Source organism: Streptomyces sp. NPDC002577, assembly GCF_053594815.1.
Genome location: NZ_JBSFWK010000004.1, coordinates 401,923 through 416,723, shown reverse-complemented (window position 1 = coordinate 416,723; position 14,801 = coordinate 401,923). Strand labels below are relative to the sequence as shown.

Sequence of the window (14,801 nt, the reverse complement as noted above, 5' to 3'; positions counted from 1 at the left end):
GGTCCCACACCACGGTCTGCGTGACGCGCCCGTCCGCCGGCACCCGCAGCAACAGACTCCCGGTGCCCTTCGGGCAGTCCGACGACGTCCAGAAGCGGCGGCGACGGGGGCTGCCGCCGCCGGACCGCGAAGGCCCGCACGGGTACGTCAGGAGTTCGTGACCGGGTTGATCTCGGTCTCCTCCTTGGTGAGGGCGTCACCCTCGCCGCCGTACTTCTTGAGGATCTTTACGTACTCGCCGGAGTCCATCACCTTGCGCAGGGTGTCGCGGATCAGCTCCGCCAGCTCGGTGTTGTCCTTGGCGGTGCAGATGTTCATCACGTTCTCGTCGATGACCTGGTCGACGAAGTCGAAGGTGGAGCCCCCGTTGGCCGTCTCGGCGACGTGCTTGAGCTGGATCCCGACGCCGACGAAGGCATCGAGCTTTCCGCTCTGCAGCTGCACCAGCCCGTCGGAGCTCTTGTCGTAGAGCTTCGGCTTGAGCGGATCGCCCCCGCACTCGCGCTTCTGGAACGCCTCGAGGACGAGGTGGCTGTTGCCGCCGCGGACGACGCCCACGGACTTGCCGCAGAGGTCCTTGGCCACCTTGATGCCCGCCGGGTTGCCCTCGAGGACGAGCGGGGCACTTGCGGTGCGGATGTACGGCACCATGTTGATCGACTTCTCCCGCTCCGCCGTGGAGGTCATCGCGCTCCAGGTCACGTCCACCCGGTCCGACTGCAGCGCCGCGATCTGGGCCGCCATGGGCGACTCGATGAACTTCACCTCGAGGCCCAGACGCGCCGCCATCGCGTGGGCGAGGTCCGGGATGAGCCCGGTCACCTCGCTGCCCGGCTTCTCCGTCAGCGGAGTCGTCGAGGTCACCGTGCCGATTCTCAGGACGCCCGAGTCCTTGATGGAGTCGGGGAGGCGCTTCTGCAGCGCGGGGTCGACGGCCGCGTCGCTGCCCGCGCCGGCCTTGGCGCCGGCGTCGCCACCGCATCCGGTCACCAGCAGGGCGCCTGTCGCAAGAAGGGCGCCGAGGGCGAGGCGGGTTCGGCGGGTGGTGGCACGCGTGTGGTGGGCGGTGGTCATGCGATGGCTCCTCATCGTTGAAGACAGACCATTTCGTATGTCGGAAGTGCGTCGTTCGGTACGGAAAAGAGCACGTCGGACGCCCCCAGGGCGTACTCCGCAGTGGGGGGCTTGCCGGGGGACCCAGGGTGGACTCAGGGGCGGAAGGGGCGGACGCCGATGAGGCGGGGGCGGCCGGCGCCGTCGCTCACGGCGGCGCCGGCCGCCCGGTTGCTGACGTGTCCCCGACCGGTGTCAGCGTGCCCTGACCGCCATCGTCAGCTTGCCGACCGCCGGGATCGTGAGGACGACGGTGTCGCCGGGCACGATCTGGCCCACGCCCTCGGGAGTGCCGGTGGCGATGATGTCGCCCGGCTGAAGGGTCATGACCTCGGAGTAGGTGGCGATGAGCTTGGCGATGCCGTAGATCAGGAAGGAGGTGTTCGACTTCTGCCGCATCTCGCCGTTGACGGTGAGCCAGAAGTCCAGGTTCTCCGGGTCCTCGATCTCGTCGGCCGTCACGATGTGCGGGCCGATCGGAGTGAAGGTGTCCATGGACTTGCGGAACGAGCGGTCCTCGTCTCCGCGCAGCGTGATGTCCATCAGGGGGGTGTAGCCGAACACGTAGTCCAGCGCGTCCTCCTCGGACACGCCCTTCGCCTCGCGCCCGATGACGACGCCGAGCTCGGCCTCGTGGTCGAAGCGCCGGTCCGGCCAGGGCAGCTCGATCGCGCCGTCCGGACCGACGATGGACGTCGCCGCCTTGAGGAAGCCCTTGCGGACCTCGACGGACAGGATCTTGCGGTCCTTGTAGACCCCCTGCTCCCCGCCCATCTCCTGCTGGTGCTTGTGGTAGTTGACCGGCGCCGCGAACAGGTCGCGCGGCTGCGGCTGGGGAGCCCGGACCCGGACGTCGGAGAGCGGCTTGCCGCCGCCGGCGGCGGCGCGGCGCGCGGCCTCGTCCTTGGCCTCGGGCCACGCGGCGATGAGCGCGTTCATCCGCTCCTTGGGTGCGGTGTGCCCGGGGATCAGGTCGTTCAGGTTGACGAGGGTCCCGTCGGACGCCTCGGCGCCGAGCTGGTAGTCGTCGAAGACGTAGAGCTTCATGCGTTCTGTGTGCTCGCTTCCGTGCGTCCGAGGCCGAGCGCCTCGACGGCCGGCTTGTCGGTGTAGGAGAAGAGGAGAGCGTCCTCGCCCCCGGGGTTGTGGTGGCTGTGCTCGTACCAGAGCGGCACGACGAAGGTGTCGCCCCTGGTCCACTCGTACCGCTGACCGTCGATCACGGAGTGACCCGAGCCGCGGACGACGTGGTGGACGGTTCCGTGGGTGTGGCGGTGCGCCCGGGTGTCGACGCCGGGGCGGATGAGCTGCAGGTAGGCGGCGATGTTGGTCATCACCGGGCCGTCGGTGCGGGGGTTGCGGTACTCGACGATGACGTCGTCGTACGGGTCGCCCTCACCGTCGCGCAGCCGGTCGATGACCTCGAGGGCGTCCTTGAGCTTGAACACCAGCGGCTGCTGCACGCTGGGCGCGGGGACGTCCCACGCGGGCAGGATGGTTCCGTTGAGAAGCTGCTCCGGGAGCTCGTCCGCCACCTGCTGCAGGGTGTCGGTCTCCTGGATGGTGTAGAGGCCGAGCTTGTTGACCAGGGGTGAGTCCAGCCCGTCCAGCCAGATCATGGGGCCGTCGCCGGTGTGGCCGTGTTCGTGCCAGTGCCCGTTGGGCGTCAGCAGGAAGTCGCCCTCCTCCATGGGCACGCGCTGGCCGTTGACCGTGGTGTACGCGCCGTCGCCCTCGATGATGAAGCGCAGCGCGGACGGGGTGTGGCGGTGCGGGGGCGCGATCTCCCCCGGCATCACGAGCTGGAGCGCGGCCCAGAGGCTGTCCGTGGCGCCGGTGCGCTGATGGGGCTGACAGCCGGGGTTGCGGAAGCCGAGGACGCGGCGGGCCGCGTCCTCGATCGAGACGACCTCACCGGCCTTCATGAGGTACTCACGGACGTCGGCATACCGCCAGATGTGGGGGCGCATGCTCGTGACCGGCTGCTCGCCGATGCCCCCCATGAGCTGCCAGAGGGGGGATAGGTGGTTGTCCTCGAGTTCGGCGTAGAAGCCCTCGTCCGGCCTTGCCACCGGCGCCGGGTCCACTGTGCGGGTTGCCACAACCCCTCCGAGCATTCTGTAAGACGGTCTTGCATTCCGTATCGCAGAATTACAAGGGGGTCCGAGCCTGTCAAGAGGAGGGCCTGATCCTCTATAAAGGACCCATGACCACCTCCCAAGACACTCCTGGCCCCGCGCCCGCCTACCCCATCGGGTCCGTGGACAAGGCGCTGCGCCTCCTGCTTCTGGTCAGCGAGCGTCCCGCAGGGGTCCGGGTGAACGAGGCGAGCACCGAGCTGGGGGTGGCGCCGTCCACGGCCCACCGCCTGCTGCAGATGATCGCCCACTACGGCTTCGCGGTTCAGGACTCCGACAGCAAGGCCTACCGGCCCGGGCCAGCCCTTCTGACGATGGGTCACTCCCGCGAGCGATTCCTCGAGCAGGCCCGGCCCATCCTGCGCGACCTGGCGGAGGACACGCAGGAGACGGTGCACCTGTCGGTGCTCGAGCAGGCCTTCGCTGTCACGCTGTTCACCGCCGAGGGTCCCCACATGCTGCGCGTGGGGGACCGGGCCGGGCACGCGCTCCCCTCCTGGGTGAGCGCCATGGGCCGCTCCCTGCTCTTCGACCACGACGAGGCGGCCCTGCGGTCCCTGGTCCCGGCCGCGATCAAGGGCCCCGGCGGCGGACCGATGGCCGACGAACTCATCCAGCGCCTGCGGTCCGACAGGGAGCGCGGCTACGCCCACCACGACGGGGAGATCGAGCCGGGGGTGAGCGTCGCGGCCGTACCCGTCCGGGGCGCGTCCGGCGCCATCGAGTACGCGATCGGCATGACTTATCCGACCTCGCGGATCCCGCAGGAGCTGCTGCCGTCGGTCGCGACGAAACTGCAGGCCGCCTCCGCGGCGCTCACCATCGCGCTTTCCCGCTGAGCGCTCCGCCGGCCTTGTCGATATGCGGCTCCGCCGCGGGGCCGCGATGCGCCGTCGATCGCCTGCGGCACCATCGCGGCTGATCGCTCCCCCAAGCTCTCGGCTTCGCTCGAACAGGGGGACCCCCATCGCGGCGGGGCCGCCCATGTGGCAGCCCCGCGCCCCTTCAGGGCGCCGCCGAACCGCAGCGGACTTCGCCCGACCTGCCTGACCGCGCCCAGGGGCGCCGGCACGCTCGTCGCACCCCTCCCGGACTGGCACTCCCCACAGTCCGGGCACGGGTCCCACCCGATGCCGACGGGTCCACCCGCTTTTCTGCAGGACGGCACGGCACCTCGAAACCCCACTAGATCGCGGTACTCGATCCATTGACGGCATCGTTCAACCGTGCCTAGTGTCAATAGCAGAATCATCTTCCACAATGCAGAACAGCCCGGTCTCGTCCGGACGCCACGGCTGAGGAAAGGAACACGCACAGTGACCGAGGACACACCAGCCATCGAGGTCGAGACGCTGATCGTCGGCGGAGGTATCGCAGGGCTGGCGGTCGCGCTGGGTCTGGGCCGGGCCGGGAAGGCGGTGCACGTACTCGAGCGCACCCCGGAGTTCGGGGAGGTCGGCGCCGGCATCCAGCTCGCACCCAACGCGATGTCGGTCCTGGACAGGCTGGGCGTGCTGGACGCGGTCATGAAGGACGCCGTCTTCCCGCAGCGCAAGCTGTACATGGACGCCGTCACCGGGAAGCGGATCGCATCGATCGACCTGGGCCCGAAGTTCGTCGAGCGCTACGGCTACCCGTACATCGTCACCCACCGCGCCGACCTCCACGGCTCCCTGCTCCAGGCCTGCCGGGAGCTGCCGTCGGTGGTCCTGGAGACGAATCGCGGCGTGGTGTCCACCGAGAAGCAGGCGGACGGCCGCGTGAAGGTGGTCTGCGCGGACGGCTCTGCCTATCTGGCGGGCGCCTTGATCGGCGCCGACGGCGTGCGCTCCGCGATCCGGCCCACCATCATCGACGACGAGCTGGTGCCGTCGAAGTACGTGGCCTACCGCGGCACCGTGCCGATCGAGGCCGTGGGCGAGGAGGCTGCCGAGTCGCCGACGGTGCTCTGCTGGCTAGGACCCGCCATGCACCTCATCCAGTACCCCCTGCGCGGCGGGAAGCTCTACAACAACGTCGCCGTCTTCCGCTCCGACAACTACTCCCCGGACCACGACGACTGGGGCACGGAGGCCGAACTCGACGAGCGCTTCGGCGTGTGCTGCGACCACGTCCGCAAGGCCGGGGAGTACCTCAACCGGGAGCTGCGCTGGCCGATGTACGACCGCGAGCCCGCGACCCGCTGGGTCGACGGCAACGTGGCCCTGATCGGCGACGCCGCCCACGCCATGCTGCAGTACCTGGCGCAGGGTGGGGCCCAGTCCCTCGACGACGCCGCGGTCATGGCCGAGGAGTTCGCCTCGGCCGACACCCCCGGCGAGGCCTTCAGGCGCTACGAGGAGCGGCGCCTGAGCCATGTCGGGAACGTCCAGCGCCTGGCACGTGTGGCCGGTGAGCTCTTCCACTACGAGGGCGTCGCGCGGCATCTGCGGAACAACTTCTTCAAGGACCACGACCCCCAGGACCACGTCCATCTCGACTGGATGTTCATGCCGGTCGACAAGGCGCCCGCGACGCGCGCCTATCCCGTGTGACACGCGGTCAGCCGCCGCCCGGGAGCGGCCGGCCGCGGGCCGCGCGCGATCCCGCCTCTTCCCACTCCACTATGAACGGGGCACTTTCGTGAGCATGCAAGTCGCCGAGCCGCCTCGGAACATCGAATCCGTACCACCGAGGAGCGAGTACAAGCCCGTCCGCTCCCCCGGCCAGATCGCGTCCGTGGTCGTCGGCCTGATCTTCGCCGCGTGGATTCTCGCGCTCCTCGCGGACAACAAGAACATCGACTACGGGATGATCGCCTCGAACATCTCCAACGAGATGGTCCTGGAAGGTCTCCTGAAGACCTTCGAGCTGACGGTCGTCAGCATGCTGATCGGCATCCTCCTCGGCGTCGTCATCGCGGTCGCCAGGATGTCCGGCAATCGCGTGCTGACGGCGCTGGCGGAGTTCTACATCTGGTTCTTCCGCGGCGTCCCGCTTCTCGTCCAGATCATGATCTGGGGCAACTTCGCGCTCCTCTTCCCGCGGTTGGGGCTGGGGGTCCCGTTCACGGACATGATGCTGTTCTCCGTGCCGACCAACTCCGCCATCACGGTGTTCGTCGCCTCCGTCCTCGCGCTGTCCCTCCACGAGGCCGCCTACATGGCCGAGGTCGTCCGCGGCGGCATCCAGAGCGTCGACGGCGGCCAGGAGGAGGCGGCCAAGGCCATCGGCATGACGAGGGGCCGGATCCTCAGGCGCATCGTCCTGCCCCAGGCGTTGCGCATCATCATCCCGCCCACCGGCAACCAGCTCATCTCGCTGCTCAAGGCCAGCGCGATGGTGTCGGTCATCGCCGGCGGCGAGCTGATGACGGTGGCCAACGACATCGGTTCGGTCAGCTACAAGACCCTCGAGATGCTGACCGTCGCCACCTTCTGGTACTTGGCCATCGTCTCCGTCATGACCGTCCTGCAGCGCCACCTCGAGCGCCGCCTCGCGAAGGGCAGCCGCCGATGAGCTCCGACACCATCGCCACGAAGGACCCGCTGCTCGTCATGCGGGGCGTGCACAAGCACTTCGGGCAGAACCACGTCCTCAAAGGCATCGACCTGGAGGTCATGCCCGGCGAGGTGGTGTGCCTGCTGGGCCCCTCCGGCTCCGGCAAGTCCACGATCTTGCGGTGCATCAACCAGCTCGAGCTGATCGGCGAGGGCACGATCACGTACGAGGGCGACTACATCGGCGTCAAGAAGGTCAAGGGCGGCTGGAAGACGCTCACCGAGTCCGAGCGCGCCGCCCAGCGGATCGACATCGGCATGGTGTTCCAGCGCTTCAACCTCTTCCCGCACATGACCGTGCTGGAGAACGTGGTCGAGGGGCCGGTCCAGGTCAAGAGGACGAAGCCCGGCGACGCCGAGGAGATCGCGATCGACGTGCTCGGCCGTGTGGGCATGGCCGGGTTCAAGGACCGCTACCCCTCCCAGCTCTCCGGCGGCCAGCAGCAGCGCGTCGCGATCGCCCGGGCGCTCGCGATGGACCCGCCGCTCATGCTCTTCGACGAGCCGACCTCGGCGCTGGACCCCGAGCTCGTCGGCGAGGTCCTGGACGTCATGAAGCAGATGGCCCACACGGGCCGCACGATGATGGTCGTCACCCACGAGATCGGCTTCGCGCGCGAAGTGGCCGACCGCATCATCTTCATGGCCGACGGCGCCATCATCGAGGACGGGCCGGCCGACGATGTGATCGGCTCGCCCCGCGAGGAGCGGACGCGACAGTTCCTTGCCTCCGTCATCCACTGACCGCGCAGCCTTCTGTTCCCACTCCCCCATCTCAGAGGAACCCTCATGTCTACGAGAACTGCTTCCACTCGGCGTGCGCCGGCGCCGGTGGTGAACGGCCCCGCACGGCGCCGCTCAGCAGCCCGCGCCCGCACCGCGGCCGCGGTCGCCCCGCGGACGAGCGAGGCAGGACACGGCCGGCTGGAGGCGGTTCTCCCATGACTTCTCCGTCTGACGGGCTGCTCGCCGGCGTCACCGTGCTCGACATGACCAACGTCCTGGCGGGCCCCTTCGCCGGCTACCAGCTGGCATTGATGGGTGCGGACGTCATCAAGGTCGAGGTCCCCGGCACGGGCGACCTGGCCCGCCAGCTCGGCGCCGACCCCGGCCTGAGCCGGGAGGGCCTGGGCGTCTCCTTCCTCGCGCAGAACGCGGGGAAGCGCTCGATCACGGTGAACCTCAAGAGTGAGGCGGGCAAGGAGGTCTTCGCCAGGCTGCTCGAGCGGGCCGACGTCCTCCTGGAGAACTTCCGGCCCGGGGTGATGGAGCGCCTCGGCTTCGGCTGGGCGAAGCTGCGCGAGCTCAAGCCCGGTCTGGTCTACTGCGCCGTCTCCGGGTTCGGGGCGACCGGCCCGCTGTCCCAGCGGCCCGCCTACGACCAGGTCATCCAGGGCATGTCCGGCATCATGAGCGTCACCGGCACCCCGGACACCGCGCCGCTGCGCGTAGGGTTCCCGGTCTGCGACAGCTTCGGCGGGCTTGCCGCGGCGTTCGCGATCTCCTCCGCGCTGCTGCGGCAGCGCCGTACGGGCGAGGGTGCCTACCTCGACGTCTCCATGCTCGACGCCGCGCTGACGGCCATGGGCTGGGTCGTCTCCGACCACCTCGTCGCGGGACGGGAGCCGACCCCGATGGGCAACGAGAACGTCACATCCGCCCCTTCGGGTACGTTCCAGACGGCGGACGGCGCGCTCAACATCGCGGCCAACAAGCAGGAGCAGTTCGAGACCCTGTGCCGCGTCCTGGAGCGCGAGGAGCTCATCACCGACCCGCGGTTCGTGACGCGCGACGACCGCAAGCGCAACCGCGACGTCCTCCGCGCAGAGCTGGAGATCTCACTCAAGAGCCGTACGGCCCAGGAGTGGGACGAGATCCTGCTGCCCACCGGCGTGCCCGCGGCCCCGGTCGTCACGGTGCCGGAGGCGCTGCGCTCCGCGCAGATCGCGCATCGCGGCCTGGTGACCGAACTCCCCTCGCCCCGCGGGGACGGACAGGCCCTGCAGCCGGACGGGGGAGAGTTGCGGGTCGTCGGTCTGCCGACACACGTGGACGGGGAGGCGGTCCGGCCCGCGGCCCCGCCGCCGCTGCTGGGCGAGCACACCGATTCGGTGCTGCGGGAGCTCGGGTACGACGACGCAGGCATCGCCCGGCTGCGCGAGGAGGAGGCCGTATGAGCGAAGTGAGCAACATGAGCAACACGCGTGCCGCCGCGCAGGCCGAGGTCGACAGCCACATGGCGTCGGAACGAGTGATATGAGCACAGACACGAGCCCGGACATCGCGGCCCTCCGCCGGCCGCTTCCCGGCCACCCGGACGTGGACCACGTCTCCCTCCCCGCCGCCGAGGAGGCCGGAGCCGGGCCGCTGAGCACCCTGCCGTACTCCTCGCGGGTCCTGGTGGAGCACATCCTGCGGACCGAGTCCGCCGCGGATGCACGGGAGCAGGTGCGCAGCGTCGCCGCCGCCGCGACGGGGACCGCCGCCGCGCCGGGCACCGTCGCCCTGCGGCCCCGGCGGGTGCTCCTGCAGGACGCCTCGGGTATCCCGGTGCTGGCGGACCTCGTCGTGCTGCAGGAGACCGTCGCCGGCGCGGGCGGCGATCCGGCGGGCGTCGCTCCGCGTATCCGCATGGATCTCGTGGTCGACCACGCACTGGAGGTCGACCACTACGGGCACGACGACGCCGCAGCCCGCAACCTGCAGCTCGAGCGGGAACGGCACGCGGACCGCTACCGGTTCCTCGACTGGGCCGCGGGGCGCCTTCCCGGGCTGCGCGTCGTCCCGCCGGGGCTCGGGATCTGCCACCAGCTCAATCTCGAGGTGCTGGCCGACCTGGTGTCCCTCGGTGAGCCGGACGGCGGGCGGCGGCTGGCCGGCTTCGACTCCGTGCTCGGCACCGACAGCCACACCACCATGATCAATTCTCTGGGAGTGGTGGGCTGGGGCGTCGGTGGCATCGAGGCCACCGCCGCCGTGCTCGGGCAGCCCGTGGCCTTCCCGGCCCCGGAGGTCGTGGGCGTACGGCTGTCCGGCCGGCTGCCCGAGGGGGCGCTCGCCACCGACATCGCGCTCCGGCTGACCGAGGAACTCCGCCGGGTCGGCGTGGTCGGCAGCATCGTGGAGTTCACCGGCCAGGGTGTGGAGACCCTGGCCGTCGGGGACCGGGCCACGATCGCCAACATGGCCCCGGAGTACGGCGCGACGATGGCGTTCTTCCCGCCGGACGCCGCGACGCTGGCGTATCTGCGGGCGACCGGCCGCTCCGCGCAGCACGTGGAGATGGCCGAGGCGTTCCTGACCGCGCAGGGCATGCTCGCGACGCCCGGCTCACCGGAGCCACGGTTCGCACGGACGCTCGATCTGGACCTGGGCTCGGTGGGCCGGTCCATGGCCGGACCGGCCCGGCCTCAGCAACGGCTCCCCCTGGCGGAGGTGCCGTCCAGCGCCCCGGTTCCCGTGCGGAACAGGGCCCAGGAGGGTGAACGCCGGCTGCGTGACGGTGACATCGTCATCGCCGCGATCACCAGCTGCACCAACACCTCCAACCCCCGTGCGATGGCGGCCGCCGGGCTTCTGGCCCGTAACGCCGTGGCGCGCGGGCTCACGGTGCCGCCCTGGGTCAAGACGTCGCTGACGCCCGGTTCGCACTCCGCCTCGCGCATGCTGGCCGACAGCGGGCTGCAGAAGTCCCTGGACCAGCTCGGCTTCCAGGTCGCGGGGCACGGCTGCGCCACGTGCATGGGCAACTCCGGGCCGCTGGCCGCCGGCGTGGAGGAGCAGGTGGCCGCGGGTGATCTGGCAGTCGCCGCGGTCCTGTCCGGTAACCGCAACTTCCCCGGCCGGATCCACCCGAGGGTGAGCGCGTCGTATCTCGCCTCTCCCCCGCTGGTCGTGGCCGCGGCCCTCGCCGGGTCGGTCCAGGTCGACCTCGAGAACGAGCCACTCGGCGTCGACTCGGCCGGGCGGCCGGTCCACCTCCGTGAACTGTGGCCCCCCGCCCAGGAGATCGACGGCCTCGTCGACGGACCTGCCACGGGCGCCGCGCTCAGTGCGGCCGCGCAGCTGCTCCCCGCGCCGCAGAGCCGGGCCGGTTCCGCGGACGACTCGGGCTACGCCTGGGACGGCGTGAGCGGAGCCATCCGGCGCCCTCCGTTCGCCGACCTGGCGGCCGCCGGCTTCGGGCAGGTGGGCACCGTCCGGGGCGACCTGGTCGGCGCACGCCAACTCCTCCTGCTGGGCGACGGCGTGACGACGGACGACATCTCCCCCGTCTCACGGATCGACCCCGAATCCACGGCCGGACGCTGGCTGATCGAGCAGGGAGTGGCCCCGGACCGCCTCGGCTCCTTCAGCAGCCGCCGCCTCAACCACGACGTCATGCTCCGCGGCGGCTTCGCCAACCACCGGCTGCAGAACAGGCTCACCCCCGGCCGACCCGGCGGGCTGACCCGCGTCTTCCCCGAGGGTGACGTCGTGCCGGTCCACGAGGCCGCGGCCCGCTACCGCGACCGCTGCGAGCCGGTCGTGGTCGTCGCGGGCGCCTCGTACGGGGCGGGCTCGGCCCGGGACTGGGCGGCGAAGGTCACCCGCCTCCTGGGCGTCCGCGCCGTACTCGCCTCGGGCTTCGAGCGGATCCACCGTACGAACCTCGTGGCCCTGGGCGTCCTTCCGCTCCAGATCGACGCTGAGGCGGTCGCCACGCTGGACGGCTCCGAGACACTGGACCTGTTCGGCATGGACGCCGGTGCCGTCCCCGGCGGCACGGTGAGGGTACGGATCCGCCGCGGCGGCACGGTGGTGGGCGAGGTCGCCGCCCGCGCCCGGGTGGACACGGCCACGGAGGTCGCGTGGCTGCGGTCCGGCGGGCTGATCCCCGGCCTGGTTGCCGCGGGGGCTGCCCGTAACTCGTAAGAACCGCCGGCCCGGTTGCAATGACGGCGGCGGAGCCATCGGGCTCCACCGCCGTTTCTTGCCGGGCAGGAACGGCGCGGGCCGCACCTCGGCGGCCGCGTCCGTCGGACCTGAACGGGTCCTGACCCGCCCGGTCCATCGCTCGCCGACGGCAGGCCTGCAGACACTACGGCGGTGTGGCTGCCGACGAGCCGGGTGCGGGTGCGCCGGCCGAAGACCTCAGGCGGACCGCGAACTCGGTGACGTCAGCTTGGGGCCGTTCCCCGGCGAGTGTCAGGCGATGTCGCGCTCACGGCCCGTCATCGCCTCGGCGATCTCCGCCGCGCAGGCGACCAGGTCACCGCGGATCTCGAGGAACCGCTCCGCGGTCAGCCGCAGCGACGAGCCGGACACACTGATGGCGGCCAGCACGCTGCCGTCGATGCCACGCACCGACGTCGCAGCGCCGCTCAGCCCCTTCTCGCGTTCGTCGATCGCGATGGTCCAGTGTTCGGCGTGAATGGCGTCGAGCTCGTCATTCGAGGCGGTACGCCTGCCGCTGCGGGCCGCGTCCTCGACGACCGCCTCGACCACCGCCTTCGGAGCGAAGGCCAGGAGCAGCTTGCCCGCGGAGCCGATGCCCAGTGGTTGCCGACCCCCCATGGGTACGACGGGCCGAAGGGCCGAGAACCCCTCCACCGACGCGAGGCACAGACGGTGCGTGTCCTGACGGACGTACAAGTGCACGCTCTCGCCCGTGATGTCTCTGAGTTTGCGCATCCAGGGCTCCGCGACACCTCGTATGACGAACGAGTCCGCGGCCCTGGAGCCCCAGGCCAGCAGCCGCGGTCCGAGAGCGAACTGGCCGTCAGCGGTACGCCTGAGGATCCGCAGCGCGGTGAGCTCGGTCAGCAGCCGGTGAGCGGAGGACTTGGGCATGCCGAGTTCCTCCGACAGTACGCCGAGCCGGACCGGCTCGCGTGATCGCGCCAGGAGGTCGATCGCGAGGCTGGCTTTTTCCAGTACCGACATCGTTCCTTCTCCCCCCGGGCTCGCCCCGGGCCTTGTCCCGACCCTGCGTCGCCTTGTGCGCCGACAATCGCGAGGCACTCCACCTAATACGAAAGCCTGTCAGATTCTGAACCAGGGTGTGGCGAGCCGGCCTGCTGCCCGGGACGGACAGGACAGCGCGTCAGGCGGGCTGGTACCGCACACGCCGCGCGTTGCTGCGGCCGCCGCGGTGGCCCAGTTCCGCGGAGATCCCGCGGGCCGCCTCGATGACCAGCCGGATCAGGGCACCCGAGCTCAGCCTCTCCCCGGGCACCGCCACGGACACGGCAGCGCGGACGTTTCCCTCTGAGTCGAAAATCGGAGCCGCCAGCCAGGCTGTTCCACCGGGCTGCTGCGGCCTGCTCGCGGCGAAACCCATCCGCCGGACCTCGCTCAACTGCTGGCGCAGCATGAACTCACTGGTCGAGGGAGCCATGGTCTCGAGCGCCCCGCTGCGGATGAACTCGCCGATGCCCTCGGTCGTGCTGTGCGCGAGGAAGGCCATGCCCGCCGCGGTCTGCAGCAGGGGGACGCGGCGCTTGGGGTGCCAGTCGCCTGCCACCGAGTGTCCCGCGATCAGGTCGCTGAGGATGGTCTCGTCGTGCTCACGGGACCACAGTGCGACCGGTGTGGCCGTCGCGCTGTAGAGGTCGACGAGGAACGGCCGGGCTGCGTCACGGAGTTGCCGGACCTGCGGTACGCCCCAGCCGAGCCGCCAGAGCCGCCGCCCGAGGCGGTACCGCCCTCGGGAGGCACGCTCGACCGCTCCCCACTCCACGAGGTGGGCCAGCAGCCGGTGCACGGTGGCGGGCGGCAGGCCGGTCTGCGTACAGAGCCCTGCGATGGTCTGCTCGGGCTGGTCGTCGGCGAAGCAGTCGAGAATCTCGAACACCCGCTCAAGTACGGACCTCTTATGCGGATTCTGTTCAAGATCATCGTGCAAGGACAGCTGCGCCATCGAGCCTCTCCCAGTATGCGGAACTGCATTCCAATATGCTGGACGCTAGGTTCGGATCTGGACTGCGTCAAGACTCTTCACCGCTTCCGCAGGGGAGTTGAGACCCAGGCTGTCGAGACCGGGGCCGGAGAGCCGAACGAGTCAGACCCCGAACCCCTGACGATCGGGACCTGACTCGTTCTGGACCTGTGCGACGCGGTCCCTGTACCGCGCCGACGTTGCTCAGGAGGGGTTCCGCTGGTGCCCCCAGTAGTGCGCCACGTCGTAGCGCGTGGGCAGCCAGGTCTCCTCGTCGACGAGGATTCCGCCGGTGCCGTACTCGATCCCGAAGCCGGAGGGCGTGCGCACGTAGAAGGAGAGCATCTTGTCGTTGGTGTGCTTTCCGAACGTGGACAGCAGGGGCGCCGCCCCGCCCAGGACACGGTCGTAGGCCCGCCCGATGATGTCGAGGTCGTCGACTTCGAGCATCAGGTGGCCGATGCCCGCGGGACGCTGCAGGTTGTCCACGACGGCGAACGAGTGGTGCCGGCTGTTGCAGCGGAGGAAATCCCCGGTGACACCCGGCTCCATGTCGATGTGGTCGCTCAGCCGGAACCCGAGGATGTCGCCGAAGAGTCGCCGATAGGCAGCCTTGTCCCGCACCCTCTGGAAGACATGACCGAGGCCGAGGTTGCCTGCGACGAACCGTGCCCCGGTGGGCGACACGAATCGCTCGATCGTGTTGGCCAGCCCCCAGAACAGCTCGATGTCGAACCCGTCGTCCGGGTCCCGGAAGCGGACCAGTCCGCTGACCCTGCGTTGTGCGGCCTCCTCGGCGCCGAGCCGGTCGACGGCGAAGCCGGTGTCCGCCAGTCGCTTGGAGAGCTCCTCCAGGGCCGCCTCGCTGCCGACGTCCCAGCCCAGGACGTCGATCCCGTCGTGGTCCGACCGGCGTACGTCGAGCCGGTAGGCATACTCGTCCATGCGCAGGAGCAGGCGCTCCTCGCTCCGCTCGGCGCAGTGGAGTCCGAGCAGCTCCACACCGAAGTCGTACCAGGCGTCGAGGTCTGTCGCGGCGATCACCGCGTAACCCAGGGCCTTCACACTTGCGTTCATACAGATCCCTTTGTT

The 14,801-nt window shown here is 70.2% G+C and carries 12 protein-coding genes; 6 read left to right on the top strand and 6 right to left on the bottom strand.

The window, feature by feature from the left end; all coding sequences use genetic code 11:
• Positions 1-147: 147 nt before the first annotated feature.
• The 3 genes from ACWD4J_RS09380 to ACWD4J_RS09370 form a co-directional block, all read right to left on the bottom strand.
• Positions 148-1,074: a transporter substrate-binding domain-containing protein gene (locus tag ACWD4J_RS09380; protein ID WP_451394700.1), complete on the bottom strand. Its 927-nt coding sequence runs from the start codon at positions 1,072-1,074 to the stop codon at positions 148-150.
• Between the two features lie 234 nt (positions 1,075-1,308).
• Complete coding sequence (locus ACWD4J_RS09375) at positions 1,309-2,160, bottom strand: fumarylacetoacetate hydrolase family protein (protein ID WP_451394699.1); 852 nt, start codon at positions 2,158-2,160, stop codon at positions 1,309-1,311.
• Positions 2,157-3,215 carry a cupin domain-containing protein gene (locus ACWD4J_RS09370; protein ID WP_451394698.1) on the bottom strand — a complete coding sequence of 353 codons (1,059 nt, stop codon included), beginning with the start codon at positions 3,213-3,215 and terminating at the stop codon, positions 2,157-2,159. Before ACWD4J_RS09370 ends, ACWD4J_RS09375 begins: the two co-directional genes overlap by 4 nt.
• 104 nt (positions 3,216-3,319) lie before the next feature.
• Between ACWD4J_RS09370 and ACWD4J_RS09365 the strand changes: the two genes are divergently transcribed.
• The 6 genes from ACWD4J_RS09365 (at position 3,320) to acnA (ending at position 11,704) form a co-directional block, all read left to right on the top strand.
• The gene (locus ACWD4J_RS09365) at positions 3,320-4,090 is read left to right on the top strand and encodes an IclR family transcriptional regulator (RefSeq protein ID WP_451394697.1); all 771 of its coding nucleotides are present in this window, start codon (positions 3,320-3,322) and stop codon (positions 4,088-4,090) included.
• A gap of 477 nt (positions 4,091-4,567) precedes the next feature.
• Positions 4,568-5,785, top strand: a complete 1,218-nt coding sequence (locus ACWD4J_RS09360; RefSeq protein WP_451394696.1) for an FAD-dependent monooxygenase — start codon at positions 4,568-4,570, stop codon at positions 5,783-5,785.
• A 94-nt stretch (positions 5,786-5,879) separates the two neighbouring features.
• The gene (locus ACWD4J_RS09355) at positions 5,880-6,749 is read left to right on the top strand and encodes an amino acid ABC transporter permease (protein WP_451394730.1); all 870 of its coding nucleotides are present in this window, start codon (positions 5,880-5,882) and stop codon (positions 6,747-6,749) included.
• On the top strand, positions 6,746-7,534 hold the full coding sequence (locus tag ACWD4J_RS09350; protein WP_451394695.1) for an amino acid ABC transporter ATP-binding protein: 789 nt from the start codon (positions 6,746-6,748) through the stop codon (positions 7,532-7,534). The genes ACWD4J_RS09355 and ACWD4J_RS09350 overlap by 4 nt, the downstream gene beginning before the upstream one ends.
• A 197-nt stretch (positions 7,535-7,731) precedes the next feature.
• Complete coding sequence (locus tag ACWD4J_RS09345; RefSeq protein WP_451394694.1) at positions 7,732-8,967, top strand: CaiB/BaiF CoA transferase family protein; 1,236 nt, start codon at positions 7,732-7,734, stop codon at positions 8,965-8,967.
• A gap of 79 nt (positions 8,968-9,046) precedes the next feature.
• Positions 9,047-11,704, top strand: coding sequence for an aconitate hydratase AcnA (acnA, locus tag ACWD4J_RS09340; protein ID WP_451394693.1), 2,658 nt, complete (start codon positions 9,047-9,049; stop codon positions 11,702-11,704).
• Between the two features lie 273 nt (positions 11,705-11,977).
• Here acnA and ACWD4J_RS09335 read toward each other — a convergent pair whose 3' ends face one another.
• The 3 genes from ACWD4J_RS09335 to ACWD4J_RS09325 all read right to left on the bottom strand — a co-directional run bounded on the left by ACWD4J_RS09335 (position 11,978) and on the right by ACWD4J_RS09325 (position 14,786).
• Complete coding sequence (locus ACWD4J_RS09335) at positions 11,978-12,715, bottom strand: IclR family transcriptional regulator (RefSeq protein WP_451394692.1); 738 nt, start codon at positions 12,713-12,715, stop codon at positions 11,978-11,980.
• 160 nt (positions 12,716-12,875) lie between these two features.
• Positions 12,876-13,625, bottom strand: coding sequence for an IclR family transcriptional regulator (locus tag ACWD4J_RS09330; RefSeq protein WP_451394691.1), 750 nt, complete (start codon positions 13,623-13,625; stop codon positions 12,876-12,878).
• A 288-nt stretch (positions 13,626-13,913) separates the two neighbouring features.
• Complete coding sequence (locus tag ACWD4J_RS09325; protein WP_451394690.1) at positions 13,914-14,786, bottom strand: VOC family protein; 873 nt, start codon at positions 14,784-14,786, stop codon at positions 13,914-13,916.
• Positions 14,787-14,801 lie beyond the last annotated feature (15 nt).

What these genes read in the sequence shown, in the direction of transcription:
- ACWD4J_RS09345 (WP_451394694.1), top strand. Translation starts at nt 7,732, where the DNA reads ATGACTTCTCCGTCTGACGGGCTGCTCGCCGGCGTCACCGTGCTCGAC.
- ACWD4J_RS09375 (WP_451394699.1), bottom strand. Translation starts at nt 2,160, where the DNA reads ATGAAGCTCTACGTCTTCGACGACTACCAGCTCGGCGCCGAGGCGTCC.
- ACWD4J_RS09325 (WP_451394690.1), bottom strand. Translation starts at nt 14,786, where the DNA reads ATGAACGCAAGTGTGAAGGCCCTGGGTTACGCGGTGATCGCCGCGACA.
- ACWD4J_RS09380 (WP_451394700.1), bottom strand. Translation starts at nt 1,074, where the DNA reads ATGACCACCGCCCACCACACGCGTGCCACCACCCGCCGAACCCGCCTC.
- ACWD4J_RS09355 (WP_451394730.1), top strand. Translation starts at nt 5,880, where the DNA reads ATGCAAGTCGCCGAGCCGCCTCGGAACATCGAATCCGTACCACCGAGG.
- ACWD4J_RS09350 (WP_451394695.1), top strand. Translation starts at nt 6,746, where the DNA reads ATGAGCTCCGACACCATCGCCACGAAGGACCCGCTGCTCGTCATGCGG.
- acnA (WP_451394693.1), top strand. Translation starts at nt 9,047, where the DNA reads ATGAGCACAGACACGAGCCCGGACATCGCGGCCCTCCGCCGGCCGCTT.
- ACWD4J_RS09365 (WP_451394697.1), top strand. Translation starts at nt 3,320, where the DNA reads ATGACCACCTCCCAAGACACTCCTGGCCCCGCGCCCGCCTACCCCATC.
- ACWD4J_RS09335 (WP_451394692.1), bottom strand. Translation starts at nt 12,715, where the DNA reads ATGTCGGTACTGGAAAAAGCCAGCCTCGCGATCGACCTCCTGGCGCGA.